We start from the raw sequence: 16,802 nt of genomic DNA, 5'->3' as shown, positions 1-16,802 counted from the left end.
CCGCAGGCACCGGCGCGACGCATCACGCTCAGCGCGTGTCGCCCGCCGGGTACGCGCGCGGCAGACCGCCCTGCTCGGCCGGGATCGCCGTGCGCAGGTAGCGATCGCGCAACTCGGTCTGGCGGCTGCGCATCGGGATCGCGCGGCCGTCGAGCCAGACCTGCGCGGCGACCGTCGTGACTTCGAGCGGGTCGCCGGTCCACAGCACGAGGTCGGCGCGCTGGCCGGGTGCAATGCGGCCTATCTGGTCGCCGACACCGAGCGCCTCGGCGGGAACGGACGTCAGACCCTTGAGCCCGTCTTCCCACGGCAGTCCGTTCGCGACCGCATTGCCCGCGAGTTGGCGCACCTTGCGCGCGTTATGCGAGCCGTCGCCGCTCTGCGCAAAGCTGACCTCGACGCCGGCCGCACGCAGCTTCGCGGCGGTGTCGAGCGACGCGCCGATCTCATCGAAGCTCGAAGGCAGGTTTGCGAGCGGGTCGACGAACACCGGCACCTTCGCCGCGGCGAGGTCGGACGCCAGCTTCCACGACTCGGCGCCGCCGACGATCGCGACCTTGACGCCTTTGTCCTTCGACCACTTCAGCAACTGGCGAATGTCCGACGCGCGGTCGATATCGACGAACACACGCCCGCCGCCGTCGAGATAGCGCTTGAGCGTGTCGCGCCCGGCCGGCGTGAGCAGCGCAACGTGCGAGCCGACCGGGATGCGGCCGTTCACCTCGTCGATGAGCTGGTCGAGAATCATCCACTGCGCCGCGCGCGAGTTACCGGTGAGCTCGGCCGCATCGCTGCCGAGCTGCACGAACAGCGCGCGCTTGCCCATCGGCTCGGCGCTGCCGTCGAAGCGCACCACGCCGCCCTGCCCGGCCACGATCGAACCGCCGGCCGCGGCACCGGCGCCGAGCAGCGTCCAGCCGATGCCTTCGACTCGCGCGACCGGCACGAGCACGGACTCCGGGTTGTACGCGAGCGTCACGTCGAACTCGGGGCGCACGACCATGTCCTTCGCGTTCGCGCCGAGCGCGAGCGATTCATCGACGGTCGCCCGCTCACCCGAAACCTCTTCAAGGCCGATCTCGGTGATGCCGCCGAACAGCGCCGGCGTGACCGGCCGACCCTGCGCGTCGACCGTCTGCACGCCGGCCGGGGCGGCCAGGCCGGTGCCTACGGCGCGGATCTTGCCGCCGCTCACGAGCACGTCGGCGTTCTTCAGCGTGCCTTGCGCGCCGGCGGTGTGCACCGTCGCATTCCGGATCAACAACTCCTGCGCGGCGAGCGTCGGCGAGAGCGCCAGCAGCAGCGCGCCGGCGAGTGCGGTCGCACGGTTCATTGCACACCTCCGGTGGCCGGGACGCCCTGGCCGAGCATGAAGTCCGATCGCGGCTGCAGGCGCGGGTCGTTGCGGTCGAACACGCGCGCGCCGTCGACGTAGACCTGCTCGGCCTTCGTGTAGACGCTGAACGGGTTGCCGCTCCAGAGCACGACGTCGCCCATCTTGCCGGGCTCGATCGTGCCGGTCTTATCGAGGATGCCGAGCGACTTCGCGGCGTTGCTCGTCACCCAGCGGATCGCACGCTCGGGCGCGATGTCCATGCCCGCGCGCTTCGCATTCGCGATCACCTTCGCCGCTTCCTGGTTGAGGCGCTGGATGCCCTCTTCTGAGTCCGAATGCACGATCGCGCAGCCGTTTGCGGGGCGGTCGACGAGCGCGATGTTTTCCTGGATGCCGTCGAACGCTTCCATCTTGAAGCCCCACCAGTCGGCCCACAGCGCGCCGCACACGCCGTCGGCAGCAAGGCGGTCCGCGAGCTTGTAGGCCTCGACGCCGTGGTGGAACGCGGCGACCTTGAAGCCGAACTCCTTCGCGAGATCGAGCATCGTGGTCATCTCGTCCGCGCGGTAGCAGTGGATGTGCACGAGGATGTCGCCGTTCATCGCGCCGGCGAGCGTGTCGAGCTTGAGATCGCGCTTGCCGCCGGTGTCGCCGCCGCTGTCGGGCGTCTCTTCGGACTGCCACCAGCGACGCTTGCGCGGCAGCGTGTCCTTCGGCGCGTTCTTCTTCATGTACTCGCTCGCGTCGATGAACGCGGCGCGGTAGCCGGCGACGTTCGCCATGCGCGTGGCCGGGCCGCCCTTGTTGCCGTAGACGCGCTTGGGGTTTTCGCCGCAGGCCATCTTCACGCCCCAGGGCGCGCCGGGGAACTTCATCGCCTGATAGGTGTTTGCGGGCACGTTCTTGAGCGTGACGCCGCGGCCGCCGATGAGGTTCGCCGAGCCCGGCAGAATCTGCAGCGAGGTGATGCCGCCGGCGAGCGCGGTGGCAAAGCCCGGGTCTTGCGGCCACACCGAGTGCTCGGCCCAGACGTTCGGCGTCGTCGGCGCGGTGGCCTCGTTGCCGTCGCTGTGCGCCTGCACGCCGGGGCTCGGGTACACGCCGAGGTGCGAGTGCACGTCGATCAGCCCGGGCGTGACCCACTTGCCGGTGGCATCCACGCGCGTGGCGCCGGCAGGCACGGCCAGGTTGGCGCCGACCGCGACGATGCGCCCGTCCTGCAGCAGCACGTCGGCGCCGTCGAGGCGCGTGCCCGCGCCGGTGAGCACGGTGGCGTTCGTGAGCAGCACCGGCGTGGACGCGATCGGCCGGTACGTGCTCGGGTAGGGATCGGCGATGAAGCGCGACGCGGAGGCCGGCTGCGCGGGCGCAGACGGTTCGGTCGTGGGCGGCGCGGCACTCGCCGGTGCGCACAGCAGTGCGACGGCGAGCGCCGCGCAGATCGGTCGAAGCATGGGCATTCCCTGGAAGGACAAGGACATCGAAACGAGGGGGCAACTGCCGCACCGTAGCGGTCCGCGCATGAGGCTGCCAACCCTGCCAGAGGCCCTGCGGCTTGTCTGAATGCGCGGTTTGGACCTGTGCGCGTGCATGCGGCCAGATCGGGCAACGCTCCGTACCGCCGCGGGCAGACCGTTTCGGCGCGCTGGGCGAATCTGGTTTACTCCCCGCTTCCCGTTTTGGAAGCCCGACCGCCGATGAAGGACAAGCCGCAGATCGTCGCCAACTGGTTGCCGCGTTACACCGGCGTGCCGCTGGAGGAGTTCGGCCAGCACATCCTGCTGACGAACTTCACCGGCTACCTGCAGACCTTCGCCCGGCTCACCGGGGGCGAGGTTGTCGGTCTCGACCGCCCGATGCCGAGCGTCACCGCCGACGGCATCACGCTGATCAACTTCGGCATGGGCAGCCCGAACGCGGCGACGGTCATGGACCTGCTCGGCGCGATCGACCCGAAGGCCGTGCTGTTCCTCGGCAAGTGCGGCGGGCTGAAGAAAAAGAACCAGCTGGGCGATCTGGTGCTGCCGATCGCGGCGATCCGCGGCGAAGGCACGAGCAACGACTACATGCCCGCCGAAGTCCCCGCGCTGCCCGCGTTCGCACTGCAGCGCGCGGTGTCGACGATGATCCGCGACCTCGGCCACGACTACTGGACCGGCACCGTCTACACGACGAACCGCCGCGTCTGGGAGCACGACGAAGCGTTCAAGAAATACCTGCGCCGGCTGCGCTGCATGGCGATCGACATGGAGACCGCGACGGTGTTCGCCGCCGGCTTCGCGAACCGCATCCCGGTCGGCGCGCTGCTGCTCGTGTCCGACCAGCCGATGATCCCGGAAGGCGTGAAGACCGAGGCGTCGGACCTGCGCGTGAGCAGCGAGTTCGTCGACCGCCACATCCAGGTCGGCATCGAAGCGCTGCGCCTGATTCGGCGTCACGGAAAATCGGTGCGCCACCTGCGTTTCGACGAGTAATCGATCACGCGTAACCACAGTCGCGGCCGCTGAGAAGGCCGCGTCCTACACTGCGTGCCCAACGGGAGCACGCACATGGACATGCAAGTGGACCGGGCGCTGTACCTGCTGCTGGGTGCCGCGCTGACGTGGAGTTGGCACCTCATGCAACGCCGGCTCGAACGGCGCGGCACGACAGAAGCGATCGAACGCGGCAGCAAGCTGCTTGCGCTGAAGCAGGGCCTGGACGGCGCGAACACGAGCCTCGGCGACCTGCGGCGCTTCGAGTCCCAGCTCATCGGCAAGGCCGAAACCGCAGTGCGGATCGCCGACACCTACGTCAGCCAGGCCGAAGACCTCGCGCGGCAGGACGTGCGCGCGGGCTTCGACCGCGACGACATCAACCAGCAGGCGATCGCATCGTTCGGGCTCATGGACGCGCGCCTGCGTGCGCTCGTGGTGCACCTGCGCCGCCAGCTCGACGACGACGGCCGCGCCGCATTCGATGCCGCATACGCAGCCTGGCTCGAATTTCGCGAGCGGCATGCGCGCTTCGTCGCACACTCCTACGCGGGCGGCGCGGTGCGGCCGCTGATCCACGCGGTCACGCTCGAAAGCGTCACCGCCGCATGGATCAGCGAGCTTGAAACGCAGCTCGGTGACGACGAAGCCGCGTGGACGCGCCGGGACGACGCCCCCCGTGCGCTGCGCGCGGGTCATTGACGGAGGCGACGATGCACGAGGCGAGCGATCAAGATTCCACGTCGGACGAGGCGCGACGCGTCGTCGAGTTCTGGCAGCAGGCCGGACCGTCGTGCTGGTTTACGCGCAGCGACGCGTTCGATGCGCAATGCGCGCAGTTCCTGCCGCTGCACCTGCGCGCATCGCGCCGCGAACTCGAGGAATGGGCCGGCACCGCAACCGGCGCCCTCGCGCTCGTGTTGCTGCTCGATCAGATCCCGCGCAACGTCTACCGCGACAGCGCGCACTCGTATGCGACCGACGGGCTCGCGCGCCACTACGCCGACGAGGCGATCAACGCAGGCTTCGACGTGCAGGTCGATCCCGCGCTGCGCGTGTTTTTCTATCTGCCGTTCGAGCATTCCGAAGCGCTCGACGACCAGCGCCGCTCGCTCGAGTTGCATCAACGACTCGATGGGCCGGACGCGAGCCACTGGGCGCAGCTGCACTTCGATCTGATCGAGCGCTTCGGCCGCTTCCCGCATCGCAACGCCGCGCTTGGTCGAACGACGACCCCCGAAGAGCAGGCCTATCTCGATGCGGGCGGCTTTGCGGGCTGACGCGGCTTCGCTAAGGCGTCCGTGCGGCTGCCTTGAAGCCGCCATCGACGCAGGTCCTGCGCGAGGGATCTGGCCGAACGCGCACCGCGTGAGCCGCGGTGCGAAGGCGATTTACATCTGCAGCCAGCCGCTGACGACGCTGCGCGCCTCGTCGAGCCCCTGCTTCGACTCGCCGGAAAACACCTGCACGCTGACCGTGTCGCCGTACGACTGCGCAAGGTCCTTGCGCACCGCCAGCAGCGTCTGCGTCTGCTGGCCGCGGCCGAGCTTGTCGGCCTTGGTGAGGATCGCGTGCGCAGGCAGGTCGCGGCTCACCGCGTAGCCGAGCATCTGCCGGTCGTAGTCCTTGAGCGGGTGGCGGATGTCCATCACCACGACCAATCCCTTGAGCGCCTCGCGCGTGCGGAAGTACTCGTCGATAAACGCCTGCCAGTGCGCCTGCAGGTCCTTTGGCACCTTCGCGTAGCCGTAGCCGGGCAGGTCGACGAGGTAGCGGTCGGTCGTAGGCGGCACGTCGAAAAAGACGAGCTGCTGGGTGCGCCCGGGCGTCTTCGACACGCGGGCGAGCGCGTTCTGCTGGCAGATCGCGTTGAGCGCGGTCGACTTGCCGGCGTTCGACCGGCCGGCAAAAGCGACCTCGAAGCCGCCGTCGGGCGGCAGCTGGCGGGCGTTGTGGGCGGCGAGCATGTACTGCGCGCGGGCGAGTGGATTGCGCGGTGCGGGATTCGACATTCCGACAGGATCGCACGCACCCGCCGGCGGGCGCGAACCGGCGCGGCCGCGGCCTGCGTCACGCCCCGCCCGGGCCGCCGCGACCGCCGCGTTGACCGCCCTCCGGGGCGCGACCATAATTCCGCGGTTCCGGCGCGCGTTGCGCATGCGCGCCGCCCCGCTGTCCCCGAGGTTTTCCCTGATGAGCCAAGTCCGCGTCCTGGGCCTGATCGGCGCCGCCGTGATCACGGCCGCCGCCGTCGCCTACGCCCAGACCACCGTGAACCCGCTGCCGGACAACACTCCGGTGCAGGCGGCGCCGCTCGACACCAACATCCCCGAAAAGGCGGATTGGGGCGATGCGAAGAACGGCGCGACCCTCGCGGGCGCGTGCGCGGCCTGCCACGGCCTCGACGGCAACCCGACCGATCCGCAGTACCCGCGCATCGCCGGCCAGCCCGAGCGCTACGTCGCGCAGCAGCTGCACCTGTTCAAGACCAGCGAGCGCAACAGCGGCATGGCCGCGGTCATGAAGCCGTTCGCCGACCCACTGACCGCGCAGCAGATGCGCGATCTGGGCGCGTACTTCGCGACGCAGACCCCGGGCGCCGGCATCGCCGACGACACCGTGATCGCCGACGGCCCGAACGCGGGCAAGAAGTTCTACGAAATCGGCGAGACGCTCTACATCAAGGGCGACCCGTCGCGCGGCCTGCCGGCGTGCATGGCGTGCCACGGCCCGGCCGGCGCCGGCAACCCTGGCCCGCCGTACCCGGCGGTCGCGGGTCAGTACGCGCCGTACGCGCAGCGCCGCCTCGAGGAATACCGCGCCGGCACCGCGCAGGCCGACCGCCCGCTATTCCACGTCATGGCCAGCGTTGCGAAGAAGCTGACCGACGAGGAAATCGGCTCGCTCGCCAGCTACCTGCAGGGCCTGCACACGCGCTCGTACGACTTCGCGTCCGCGGCGACGCCGACCGGAGCCCCGGCCCCGGCGGGTCAGGCCGCCCCGGGCGCAGCACCGGCGGCGGCCCCTGCCCCGGCCGCTCCGACCGAAGCCGCGCCGGCTGCGGCAGGCGCCGAGGCAACCCCGACGACCGGCTCCTGAACTTTTTCGACAAGGCCCTGTCCAAGCAGACTCTCTCCTTGTTGTAACGCTGGTTCGATTCAACGCCGACCGTGTCCCACGGTCGGCGTTTTTCTTTGATGACCCTGTCTCCGAGACGCCGATGACCGTTCGCGCCCTGACGTTTCTGCTCGTCGCCCTGCTGATGCCGACGCTCGCGCTCGGCGCGGGCAAGCCCGCCGCACCGCGCGGCCCGGCGCCCGTGGAGGGCACCGATTACGTGCGCATCGAAGGCGGCGCGCCGTATGCACCGGCCCCGGGGACGATCGAGGTCGCCGAGGTCTTCGGCTACACCTGTCCCGCCTGTGCCCAGTTCGAATCCCTGCTCAACGCGTGGAAGGCCAAGCTGCCGGTCGATGTGCGCGTGCGTTACGTGCCGGCGCCGTTCGGCGGGCCGTGGATTCCGTACGCCCGTGCGTACTTCGCCGGCGAAGCGCTCGGCGTGAGCGCTCGCACGCACCCGCGCGTGTTCCGCGCGCTGCACGAGTCCGGCGAACTGCCGCGCAACCCGACCGCCGACGAGCTCGCCGCGTTCTACGCCGGCCTCGGCGTGCCGGCTGCGCGCTTCAACGCCGCGTATGCCGCGCCCTCGGTCGACGCCCAGCTCGCGCGCGCGCGTACGTTCATCGAGCGCAGCGGAGTCGAAGGCACGCCGGCGCTCGTCATCAACGGCAAGTACCGCGTGATCGGCACGAGCTACCAGGACATGCTGCGCATCGCGGAACACCTGGTTGCCCGCGAACGCGCGGCGCGTTGAGGCGCCTACACTCTTCGTTCAAATCGGCCGCGGCTATGCTGTCCGCCGCGGCGCTTCGGGGCCACAGGCCCTCCTCGCAGCCCGGCTGCGCCTATCTGTTGTGGAGATCGAATCGATGACCCTGCGTCCGGTTGCCTCGTTCCGTACCGCATTCCGCTTCTCGAACCTGCGCGGCGTCGCCGTGCTCGCGGCCGCATTCACGCTTGCAGCCTGCTCGGGTCAGGAAGCCGCTGCACCGGTCGCCCCGGCTCCGGTCACCACCGCGCCCGCCGCCCCCGTGGCCGCCGCGCCGGCAGCACCGATCGCGACCGCGCCGGTTGCCGAAACCGCCGCACCGGCCGCCTCCGGCCCGATCGTGCCGCCCACCGGCCCCGCGCCTGTCGCCGGTACCGATTACGTCGAGATCCCGGGTGGCCAGCCGTACGAGCCGACGCGCGGCCAGGTCGAGGTCGTCGAGGTGTTCGGCTACACCTGCCCGCATTGCGCGACGTTCGAGCCGCTGGTCGACTCGTGGAAGACCAAGCTGCCGGCGGACGTGAAGTTCACCCCGGTTGCGGCGCCGTTCGGCGGCTACTGGGTGCCGTACGCGAAGGCGTTCTACACCGCGCAGACGATGGGCCTGCTCGACAAGACGCATGACGCGATGTTCCGCGCCGTCCACCTCGACCGCAGCCTGCCGATCCAGCCGGCTCCGTCGAACGAGCAGATCGCACAGTGGTACGCGCAGCACGGCGCGAACCCGCAGCAGTTCGCGAGCACGATGTCGAGCTTCGCGACCGACGCCAAGCTCAAGCGCGCCGAGCAGTGGCTGCAGCGCAGCGGCGTCGACAGCACGCCGATGCTCATCGTCAACGGCAAGTACCGGGTGACGGGCAAGAGCCACGAAGAGAACCTCCGCATCGCCGAGCACCTGATCGCGCGTGAGCGCGGCGGCGCAGCGGCGGCACCGGAAGCTGCCCAGGCCCCGGCCGCGCCTGCCGGCAACGGCTGAGGCGCGGCCGCAGCCCGGCATGGCGACGCGCGCGCTCCGCCTTCTCAGCGCGAACATCCAGGCCGGGTCCAGCACGCGCGGCTACAGCGACTATGTCGCGCGCAGCTGGTCGCACGTGCTGCCAATGGGCAAGCGCGGCAGCCTCGACCTGATTGCACGACTGGCCGGCGAGCACGACATCGTCGGTCTTCAGGAAAGCGACCCGGGCAGCCTGCGCTCGGGGTTCGTGTGCCAGACGCACTACCTTGCCCAGCGCGGCGGTTTCGATTACTGGACCCACCAGCCGAACCGCCGCGTCGGCGGCGTCGCCTCCAGCGCGAACGGCCTGCTCAGCAAGCTTGAGCCGCGCGAGGTGATTCACCACTCGCTTCCGGGCCGCGTCAAAGGCCGCGGCGTGCTGCTGGCGCGCTTCGGCGACTCGCCTGACGCGCTGCTCGTGGCCGTCGCGCATCTCTCGCTCGGGGCGGGCTCGCGCCTGTCGCAGCTGACGTTCATCGCCGAACTGCTGCACAACCACCCGAACGCCGTGCTGATGGGCGACTTCAACTGCGCCGTCGAAGCGCCTGAGATGGCCGCGCTGTTTCGCGGCACGCGGCTTCAGCCACCGACCTGCACGGTGCCCACGTTTCCAAGCTGGCGACCGCTGCGCGCGATCGACCACATCCTCATCGGCGACGGCCTGCGCTGCGCCGAACCGCGTGCACTTGCAGCCGCCCAGTCCGATCACCTGGCGCTGTCGCTGCAGCTCGAGGTGCCGGAGTCGGCGCTGGAGTAAGCAGTCGCAGGCGCCTGCACGCGGCGCGCTCAGGCGCGCTCAGGCGCGCTCAGGTGACACCCGAGCTGATGCTTCGCATGTCGATCAGGTGTGCCGCCGCGCGCGTTGACCGCGATCGCAGGGCGCGGACACAGACGCCATGCGCGATCGCGCTCTCGTTCAACGCGGCAGGCCCGGGTGCACGGCGGCCATTGCCAGACAACCGCGTTTCGCGGACGCCGGCCGCATGCGTGCATCGACGCCAATAAAAAACGGCCGACGCAATGCGCCGGCCGTTCTCGTTACACGGGGTTTTCTATCGAACCTTAGAACCGCAGGTTGGCGCGCATGTAGAAGAAGCGGCCGCCCGGGATGTCGTAGGTCGACGCGTCGTAACCGTTGAGCGAGCACGACAGGCAGATCGGCGGATCGGTGTCGAACAGGTTGTTGACACCCGCGGTGAGCTGCAGGCCCTTCATCCAGTCGAACTGATAACCGACCTGGACGTCGTGGTACGTCGTTGCCTCGAGCGTGTTCGTGCCCTCAACCGGGTTGCTGCAGACCGGGAAGTTGACCGTGAACTGGACGCACTGCTCCTCAAGCTCGGAGATGTGACGCACCGACCAGGCCGCGTTGAAGTTGCCGAGCTTCCAGTCCAGCGACGCGTTCGACGTCCAATCCGGGATCGCACTGTCGTTGACCTCGACGCCCACGGTGCGCGGCTGCACCTGGCCTGCGGCGCCAACGGCCTCGTAGCCGGTCACGAACGTGTTCTGCCAGGTGAACTTGAAGCGGCCCAGGCTCGTTTCCGGCAGCGTCCAGAACACGTCGGCATCCCAGCCCTCGGTCTTGATCGAACCCAGGTTCGTCAGCCGGTTGTTGAAGCCGTTGATGCTGCCCACAGACGAGCGCGTGATGCCGTTGCAGTACAGCGGATCGAGCGTCTGGACGCAGAGGTCGAGTTGGGTTTGCGCGTCGATCGCCTGCACCGCACCTTCGATCGCATGCCGGTAGTACGTGACCTCGAAGTCCATCCGATCCGACCAGCGCGTGCCGCTGAGCAGGTTCGGGCTGAAGACGAAGCCGGCGGTGAAGCTGCGCGCGGTTTCCGGCTCGAGATTCGGATTGCCGCCCGTGGTCACGGAGATCTGCGAGTTCGTCTGGATTGCGCCTGCCGGAACGCCGAGCGCGGCGCAGTTGGCCGGGTTGCCGCTGGGGGGCGTGAGGTCCAGGCCGATCAAGCAGGGATCGTTGAGCTCGAGGTCGGCGCGGCTGTCGGAGCCGTAGAGCTCGCCGATCGACGGCGCGCGGAAGCCTTCGGCGAACGTCGCACGCAGCAGCAGCTCGTCGGCCACCTGCCAGCGCAGGCCGTACTTCGGCGTGAACTGGCCGCCGAACGTCGAGTAATCCGAGTAGCGCCCGGCCAGGCTCAGGTCGAGGCTCTTGCCGAGGAAGTTGTTGCGCGCCAGCGGCACGTTGAACTCGACGTAGGCTTCGTTGACGTCGTACTCGCCCGAAGTCGGCAGCGACGGCACGCCGTTGTAGAAGCCTGCGACGGTGAGCGGGTCAGGCTGGTAGAAGCCTTCGTAGCTGCGGTGTTCGAGACCTGTGGCGAACGACACCGGACCCGCCCAGATGTTGAACAGGTCGCCGGAGATGTTCGCGGTGACCTGCGTGAGCTTCTGCTCGCTGCGATCGCGCACGATGGGCTGGATGAAGGCCAGCATCGCCGGCGTGATCGTGCCCGGGCCGCCGAAGATGTTCAGCGGCGTGCAACCCGGCGTCGCCGCGCAGACCGCCGGATCGCCGAGCGCGATGTTGATGTTGCGGATGTTGTAGCTGCCGAAGTTCGTCTGCTCGGCTTCGTTGCGTGAGAACGCAGCGTTGACGTCCCAGATGTACTGGCGCTCGCCGATGTCGAGCGTGCCCTCGAGCCCGGTGCCGAAGTACTGCGTGTCGACCTTTTGCTCGAACACGCGCGCCCCACCCTCGACCGGGCGGCGCCCGATGAGCACGAGGTTCGCGCCCGGGCCGCTGGAGATCAGGTCGATGCCGAATGGGTTGAACGGGTTGAGCCGCGAGATCGTGATGTCGTCAGCGAACGGGTTGCCCGTGCCGGCGTCGGGGCCAAGGAAGATCGGTTCCGGCGCGGCCTGGTTGACCGACTCGCGGCGGTTCACGAGCGCTTTCGCATAGGCGCTCATCGAATCGCTGATGTGGAAGCGGTACTGGCCGAAGAGGCCGGCCCGTTCGGACGGCGTCATCAGGAGGTTGAACTGCGAGAAGTTGAAGCGGTTTGCGGTGGTGAAGCCGATGAAGTCGTTCGGGTAGTTGACCCCGTTCGGGAAGCTGCTGCCGTTCGGCGTGGTGATGTTGCAGAACGCCACCGGCGGCGTGGCCGGGTTGCTGTCGGTGTCGGTCAGCGGGCACACCGTGCTCGGCGTGCCGGGGAAGAAGATGAAGCGCCCGTTTGGTGTGGCCGAGCTGCCGCCCGTCAGCCCGGTGCCGGGCTTCGGAAACGCCGACTGCTCGCGGTCGCGCGAGAACACCGGCTCCTGGTCGACATAGCTCGCCCCAAGGAACAGGTTGCTGCGCTCGGTGCTCATGCCCCAGGCGAGGTCGACGCTCTTCTGCTCGCCGTCGCCTTCGCCGTACTCACCGTAGTTGAGCGTGACCTGGCCGCCTTCGAAATTGCGGCGGGTGATGATGTTGACCACACCGGCAATCGCGTCCGAGCCATACAGCGAGGACGCGCCGTCTTCGAGCACCTCGATCCGCTCCACGAGCGCGAGCGGAATCGTGTTGAGGTCGGTCGAGGCGCCGACGCCGGAGGCGGAGGATTCGTTGACCCAACGCATGCCGTCGACAAGGACGAGCACACGCTTCGAGCCGAGGTTGCGCAGATCGACCTGGGCGGAGCCCGCGCCGACGCCGTCACCGTTTGGCGAGAAGCCGAAGTTGCCCGACGAGTTGAACTTGGTGTTCAGCGCCGAGCCCGAGCCTGTGAGCTCCTGCACGATGTCGCCGATCGAGGTCAGGCCCGTGCGCTCGATGTCCTCGCGCGTGAGGGTCTGGACGGGGGTCTGGCTTTCGATGTCGGCGCGCTTGATGCGCGTGCCGGTGACCTGCACGCGGTCCAGCGTGGTCGCATCGGCGGGCGCAGCGTCTTGGGCGCTTGCGACGACCGGCAGGCTCAACAACAAAGACAACTGGACGGCTTGGGTCAGGGTACGGCGGCGCAGCGTGTTCATCGATCTCTCTCTCCGTAAGAAATGCGTCTACAACAGGCCCTCTCGCCGCCCCCCGGGCGCGGCGTCATGCGGTTGTAAACAATCCCTTAACCGTCCACAAGCGGCAGAAGTGCCCCATACGGTCAAGCACTGACGATGAGCGACACGGCGACCGCTATTAAGAATCCGGCAAACACGCGCTTGAGCGCAGCGCCGCCGAGCCGGTGCGCGAGTCTCGTGCCGTACGGGGCGGCGAACACCGATGCCGTCGCGACGCCGATCGCGGCAGGCAGGTAGACGAAGCCGACCGCGTGCTGCGGCAACGCGCCGGCAGGTGCGTGCAGCGCATAGCCGACCGCGCTGGCCAGGCCGATCGCGACCCCGCACGCCGAGGAAGTGCCGACCGCGCGCACCGGTGCGACGCCGCGCCAGACGAGCAGCGGCACCGTCATGCTGCCGCCGCCGATGCCAACCACGCTCGACACCGCGCCGATCACGCCGCCGGCCAGCGTCATGAGCGGGCCGCGCGGCGTCGGCGCGTCGGGCTCCCCGACGCCGCGTGCCCGGGTCAGCAGCAGTTGCGCCGCCGCGATTGCGCAATAGCCGGCCACGGCCCAGCGCAGCAACGCGCCGTCAACGCGCACGGCAAACCCGCTGCCGAGCCAGCCGCCGAGGAGCAGGCCGGGCACCATCCATATGACCACCGGCGTGAGCACGCTGCCGCGGCGCGCATGCGCGCGTGCCGACGCGGCCGCGGTGAGCACGATGCTGGCGAGCGAACTCGCAAGCGCCGCGTGCATTGCGGCTTCCACCGGCACGACACCGAGCGCAGGCAACAACCACGCAAGCGCGGCCACGAGCACGAGCCCGCCGCCGACGCCGAGCAGTCCGGCCAGCACGCCGGCGATCGCGCCGAGGACGAGGTACAGCACGAACGCAAGCAACACGCAGCCTCCTTCGACGCTCGCAACGCGAGCGTGCACATTCCTTTCACACGGTGTGTTCAGCGCGGCTGGCTATAGTCCATCGATGCCTCGATTCACCCGTTCGCGCCTTCGCTTGCGCCTCATCCTACCGGCGATACTTGCCGGCGCCGCCACCGCCGCTTGCGCTCAGAGCGCCATGCGTCCGCCCGTGCAGTCGCAGTCGCCGCCGCGCGCGACGCCTGCCTTGGTACTTCCCGCGTCACCGGCGTCGAATCCGACTGCGCCGCCACCGGCAAGCCCGCGTGTTGCGCCCCCAGTCGACCCGCGCCTGCCACAGGTGCGTGCCGCGATCGCGGCGGCCGAACGCGGCGACCTCGATGCGGCGTCGACGACGGGCCTGGTCTCGCACCCGCTGTACCCGTGGATCGAATACGCGCAGCTGCGCCGCGGCATCGACGCGCTCGACGCGGCGCGCGCGAAAACATTCCTCGACCGCCACGCGGGCACCGCAGCCGGTGAAGCGTTCCGCGAGCTGTGGCTGGCCTCGCGTGCACGCCAGCGCGATTGGGCGGGGTTCCTGGCCGCGTGGTCGGCGACGCCTGCGATGGAGCGCAACCGCGGGCTGCAGTGCGCGCACCTCGCTGCACGCGCCGCAACCGGTCGCATCGATGCACAGTGGACGCGCGAGCTGCAGGCGCTTTGGCGCGACGCAGCGACCGCGCTGCCCGACGTCTGCGACGCACCCGTGGCCGCCCTCGCCGAACGCGGCGAACTGTCGCCGGCCCTGCGGTGGGAGCGCATCGATGCCGCTGCGGCTGAAGGCCAGAGCGGCGTCATGCGCGCGGCCGCACGTGGCCTTCCCGCCGATGAGGCGGCGCTTGCGAACGACTACGCGGCGTTTATCGACGCGGTGCACGAGCGCGCATTGAGCTGGCCGAAGACCGAGCGCAGCCGCCGCATCGCGTCCTACGGGCTCGCGCGCCTCGCGAAGAGCAGCCCTACGCAGGCCGAGGCTCTGTTGCCGCGGTATGCGAACGCACTCGGCTTCACCGATGCTGACCGCGGCCGCGTGCTGTATCCGGTCGCGCTGTGGACGGTCGCTTCGTACGAGCCCGAGTCCGCGCGCCGGTTGAACGCGGTGCCCGACGTCGCCTACGACGCGCGCTTGCACGAGTGGCGCGCGCGCGAAGCGATGGCGCGCTCTGACTGGCCCGCGGCGCTCGCCGCGATCCGCCGCATGGCGCCCGCACAGCGCAACGACTCGCGCTGGCAGTACTTCGAAGCGCGGCTGGCCGAACGCACCGGCGACGCCGCGGCCGCGCAGCGCCTGTACCGCGAAGCGGCAAAAAAACCCGAATTCCACGGCTTCCTCGCCGCTGACCGCATCAAGGTCCCGTACGCGCTGTGCCCGTGGTGGCCCGTCGTCGCCCCGACCGAACGCGAATCTGTCGCGCGTGATCCGGCAATCGTGCGCGCGATGGGCCTGCATACGCTCGGTCGCAGCGGCTGGGCCGTGGCCGAATGGAACGAAGCGCTGTCGCGTTTTTCCGATGCGCAGCGGCGCATCGCAGTCGACGTCGCACAGGACCACGGGTGGTTCGACCGCGCGGTGTTCTCGCTCGGCAAAAAAGACCCCGAAGAACTGCGCCTGTACCACCTGCGCTTTCCGCTGCACCACGACGCGATCATCCGCCGCGAAGCCGCGCGCAACCGCATCGATCCGGCCTGGGTCGCCGCGGAGATCCGCGCCGAGAGCATCTTCAACCCGGATGCACGCTCGGGCGCGAACGCGATGGGCCTCATGCAGGTGCTGCCGTCGACCGGCGCGGCCGTCGCACGCCGCATCGGCGTGCCGTGGCGCGGCGCCGAGAGCCTGTACGAGCCGGAGACCAATATCGTGCTCGGCACCGCCTACCTGCGTCAGTTGCTCGATCAATACGGTGCGCAGCCGTATTTCGCGGTCGCCGGCTACAACGCAGGCCCCGCACCGCTCAATCGCTGGAAGTCGCAGCGACCGGGCATGGACGCGGATTTCTGGATCGAGACCGTGAGCTACAAGGAAACGCGCGATTACCTCGCGCGCGTGTTCGCGTTCGCGACGATCTACGACTGGCGGCTCAACGGCGACGCGCTGAACCTGCTCGATCGCATGCACGGCCGCATCGACGGGCCGCGCAAGAAGTTCGCGTGCCCGGTGCCGGACATCAGCCTGCCCTCACCGAGCGGCGAGGCGAATCCAGGCGCCAAGCCCTCTGCGGCGAAGCCTGCGGCCATCCCGGTCCGCACGCCGCAGCGCTAGACTCGCGCGATGGCACGCCACGTCATCGTCCTCGGCGGCACCGGCTTCGTCGGCCGTCACCTCGTTGCGCAGCTCCTCGGTGCCGGCCACCGCGTGACGGTGCTCAGCCGCGGCGTGGATGCACACGTGCGCACGCAGCTGCCCGCGGGTGTCGAGATCGACGAAGGCAATGTGCACGAGCCCGCGTTCCTGCGCGCCTCGTTCGAAGGCGCGGAGGCCGTCGTCAATCTCGTCGGCATCCTCAATGAGCGCGGCGACGCTGGCGATGGCTTCGAGCATGTGTTCGTCGACCTGCTCGACAGCGTGCTTGCGGCGATGCGCGCGAGCGGCGTGAAGCGGCTGCTGCAGATGAGCGCGCTCAACGCAGGTCGCGGCGAGAGCCACTACCTGCAGGCACGCGGACGCGCCGAGCAGCACCTGCGTGCGTCGGATATCGACTGGACCGTGTTCCGCCCGTCGGTGATTGCAGGGCCCGGCGACGGGCTGTTCTGCCGGTTCGACCGGCTGCTTGCGCTGACGCCGGCGCTGCCCATCGGGCGCGGCGATGCGCGCTTCCAGCCGGTGTGGGTGGGCGACGTGGCCGCGGCGTTCGTGCGAGCGCTCGCCGATCCGGCCACTCGCTTTCGCGCGTACGACCTGGTCGGCCCCGACGTGCTCACGCTCGCCGAGATCGTGCGCCTGACCGCCGAGGCGCGCGGCCGCCATCGCGCCGTGCTTGCCCTGCCCGCGTCGCTCGGCCGCCTGCAGGCAGAGATCGGCGAGCACCTGCCGGGCAAGCCGATCAGCCGCGACAACTGGCGCTCGCTGCAGCTCGATTCGACGAGCACGTCCGACGGCCTGGCCAAGCTCGGCATCGTCGCGACACCGGTCGTGCCGCGCGTGCGCGAGATCCTCGCGTCCTCTGACGCATGAGCGAGG

Annotated in this window: 14 protein-coding genes; 9 read left to right on the top strand and 5 right to left on the bottom strand. The window is 69.5% G+C overall.

Going from position 1 to position 16,802, the window contains the following annotated elements; translation table 11 throughout:
* Positions 1 to 28: 28 nt before the first annotated feature.
* Together IE075_RS07400 and IE075_RS07395 are read right to left on the bottom strand one after the other, a co-directional pair.
* Positions 29 to 1,333, bottom strand: coding sequence for an amidohydrolase family protein (locus tag IE075_RS07400; RefSeq protein WP_189454971.1), 1,305 nt, complete (start codon positions 1,331 to 1,333; stop codon positions 29 to 31).
* Complete coding sequence (locus tag IE075_RS07395; RefSeq protein WP_189454969.1) at positions 1,330 to 2,790, bottom strand: amidohydrolase; 1,461 nt, start codon at positions 2,788 to 2,790, stop codon at positions 1,330 to 1,332. Before IE075_RS07395 ends, IE075_RS07400 begins: the two co-directional genes overlap by 4 nt.
* Positions 2,791 to 3,033: 243 nt before the next feature.
* Here IE075_RS07395 and IE075_RS07390 point away from each other — a divergent pair, with 243 nt between their 5' ends.
* The 3 genes from IE075_RS07390 (at position 3,034) to IE075_RS07380 (ending at position 5,090) form a co-directional block, all read left to right on the top strand.
* Positions 3,034 to 3,810 (top strand): AMP nucleosidase, encoded by a 777-nt coding sequence (locus IE075_RS07390; protein ID WP_189454967.1) that lies wholly within the window; start codon positions 3,034 to 3,036, stop codon positions 3,808 to 3,810.
* A 75-nt stretch (positions 3,811 to 3,885) separates the two neighbouring features.
* Positions 3,886 to 4,512: a lysozyme inhibitor LprI family protein gene (locus IE075_RS07385; RefSeq protein ID WP_189454966.1), complete on the top strand. Its 627-nt coding sequence runs from the start codon at positions 3,886 to 3,888 to the stop codon at positions 4,510 to 4,512.
* An 11-nt stretch (positions 4,513 to 4,523) separates the two neighbouring features.
* Entirely contained in the window at positions 4,524 to 5,090 is a 567-nt protein-coding gene (locus IE075_RS07380; protein WP_189454964.1) for a DUF924 family protein, read from the top strand.
* Positions 5,091 to 5,201: 111 nt separating this feature from the next.
* Here IE075_RS07380 and yihA read toward each other — a convergent pair whose 3' ends face one another.
* Positions 5,202 to 5,822, bottom strand: a complete 621-nt coding sequence (gene yihA / locus IE075_RS07375; protein WP_189454962.1) for a ribosome biogenesis GTP-binding protein YihA/YsxC — start codon at positions 5,820 to 5,822, stop codon at positions 5,202 to 5,204.
* 181 nt (positions 5,823 to 6,003) lie between these two features.
* Here yihA and IE075_RS07370 point away from each other — a divergent pair, with 181 nt between their 5' ends.
* From IE075_RS07370 to IE075_RS07355, 4 genes are all read left to right on the top strand, one after another.
* On the top strand, positions 6,004 to 6,909 hold the full coding sequence (locus tag IE075_RS07370; RefSeq protein ID WP_189454960.1) for a c-type cytochrome: 906 nt from the start codon (positions 6,004 to 6,006) through the stop codon (positions 6,907 to 6,909).
* 121 nt (positions 6,910 to 7,030) lie between these two features.
* On the top strand, positions 7,031 to 7,684 hold the full coding sequence (locus IE075_RS07365) for a thiol:disulfide interchange protein DsbA/DsbL (RefSeq protein WP_189454959.1): 654 nt from the start codon (positions 7,031 to 7,033) through the stop codon (positions 7,682 to 7,684).
* A gap of 115 nt (positions 7,685 to 7,799) precedes the next feature.
* Positions 7,800 to 8,675: a thiol:disulfide interchange protein DsbA/DsbL gene (locus IE075_RS07360; protein ID WP_189454957.1), complete on the top strand. Its 876-nt coding sequence runs from the start codon at positions 7,800 to 7,802 to the stop codon at positions 8,673 to 8,675.
* A 19-nt stretch (positions 8,676 to 8,694) separates the two neighbouring features.
* On the top strand, positions 8,695 to 9,450 hold the full coding sequence (locus IE075_RS07355) for an endonuclease/exonuclease/phosphatase family protein (protein WP_189454956.1): 756 nt from the start codon (positions 8,695 to 8,697) through the stop codon (positions 9,448 to 9,450).
* A 305-nt stretch (positions 9,451 to 9,755) separates the two neighbouring features.
* Here IE075_RS07355 and IE075_RS07350 read toward each other — a convergent pair whose 3' ends face one another.
* Both IE075_RS07350 and IE075_RS07345 read right to left on the bottom strand, forming a co-directional pair.
* Complete coding sequence (locus tag IE075_RS07350) at positions 9,756 to 12,680, bottom strand: TonB-dependent receptor (RefSeq protein ID WP_189454954.1); 2,925 nt, start codon at positions 12,678 to 12,680, stop codon at positions 9,756 to 9,758.
* Between the two features lie 122 nt (positions 12,681 to 12,802).
* The gene (locus tag IE075_RS07345) at positions 12,803 to 13,606 is read right to left on the bottom strand and encodes a sulfite exporter TauE/SafE family protein (protein ID WP_229792393.1); all 804 of its coding nucleotides are present in this window, start codon (positions 13,604 to 13,606) and stop codon (positions 12,803 to 12,805) included.
* 316 nt (positions 13,607 to 13,922) lie between these two features.
* On the opposite strand from IE075_RS07345, the gene IE075_RS07340 reads away from it, so the two are divergent.
* Both IE075_RS07340 and IE075_RS07335 read left to right on the top strand, forming a co-directional pair.
* Positions 13,923 to 15,884 (top strand): lytic transglycosylase domain-containing protein, encoded by a 1,962-nt coding sequence (locus IE075_RS07340; RefSeq protein WP_425489358.1) that lies wholly within the window; start codon positions 13,923 to 13,925, stop codon positions 15,882 to 15,884.
* Between the two features lie 9 nt (positions 15,885 to 15,893).
* Positions 15,894 to 16,796 carry a complex I NDUFA9 subunit family protein gene (locus IE075_RS07335; RefSeq protein WP_189454949.1) on the top strand — a complete coding sequence of 301 codons (903 nt, stop codon included), beginning with the start codon at positions 15,894 to 15,896 and terminating at the stop codon, positions 16,794 to 16,796.
* Positions 16,797 to 16,802: the final 6 nt, after the last annotated feature.

This window comes from Cognatilysobacter bugurensis (genome assembly GCF_014652095.1).
GTDB classification, from domain to species: Bacteria; Pseudomonadota; Gammaproteobacteria; order Xanthomonadales; family Xanthomonadaceae; genus Cognatilysobacter; species Cognatilysobacter bugurensis.
Note: the sequence above shows the minus strand (reverse complement) of the source record. Positions and strands in the feature narration are given on the sequence as shown.

What these genes read in the sequence shown, in the direction of transcription:
- IE075_RS07400 (WP_189454971.1), bottom strand. Translation starts at nt 1,333, where the DNA reads ATGAACCGTGCGACCGCACTCGCCGGCGCGCTGCTGCTGGCGCTCTCG.
- IE075_RS07385 (WP_189454966.1), top strand. Translation starts at nt 3,886, where the DNA reads ATGGACATGCAAGTGGACCGGGCGCTGTACCTGCTGCTGGGTGCCGCG.
- IE075_RS07395 (WP_189454969.1), bottom strand. Translation starts at nt 2,790, where the DNA reads ATGCTTCGACCGATCTGCGCGGCGCTCGCCGTCGCACTGCTGTGCGCA.
- IE075_RS07380 (WP_189454964.1), top strand. Translation starts at nt 4,524, where the DNA reads ATGCACGAGGCGAGCGATCAAGATTCCACGTCGGACGAGGCGCGACGC.
- IE075_RS07370 (WP_189454960.1), top strand. Translation starts at nt 6,004, where the DNA reads ATGAGCCAAGTCCGCGTCCTGGGCCTGATCGGCGCCGCCGTGATCACG.
- IE075_RS07350 (WP_189454954.1), bottom strand. Translation starts at nt 12,680, where the DNA reads ATGAACACGCTGCGCCGCCGTACCCTGACCCAAGCCGTCCAGTTGTCT.
- IE075_RS07355 (WP_189454956.1), top strand. Translation starts at nt 8,695, where the DNA reads ATGGCGACGCGCGCGCTCCGCCTTCTCAGCGCGAACATCCAGGCCGGG.
- IE075_RS07390 (WP_189454967.1), top strand. Translation starts at nt 3,034, where the DNA reads ATGAAGGACAAGCCGCAGATCGTCGCCAACTGGTTGCCGCGTTACACC.
- yihA (WP_189454962.1), bottom strand. Translation starts at nt 5,822, where the DNA reads ATGTCGAATCCCGCACCGCGCAATCCACTCGCCCGCGCGCAGTACATG.
- IE075_RS07335 (WP_189454949.1), top strand. Translation starts at nt 15,894, where the DNA reads ATGGCACGCCACGTCATCGTCCTCGGCGGCACCGGCTTCGTCGGCCGT.
- IE075_RS07365 (WP_189454959.1), top strand. Translation starts at nt 7,031, where the DNA reads ATGACCGTTCGCGCCCTGACGTTTCTGCTCGTCGCCCTGCTGATGCCG.
- IE075_RS07360 (WP_189454957.1), top strand. Translation starts at nt 7,800, where the DNA reads ATGACCCTGCGTCCGGTTGCCTCGTTCCGTACCGCATTCCGCTTCTCG.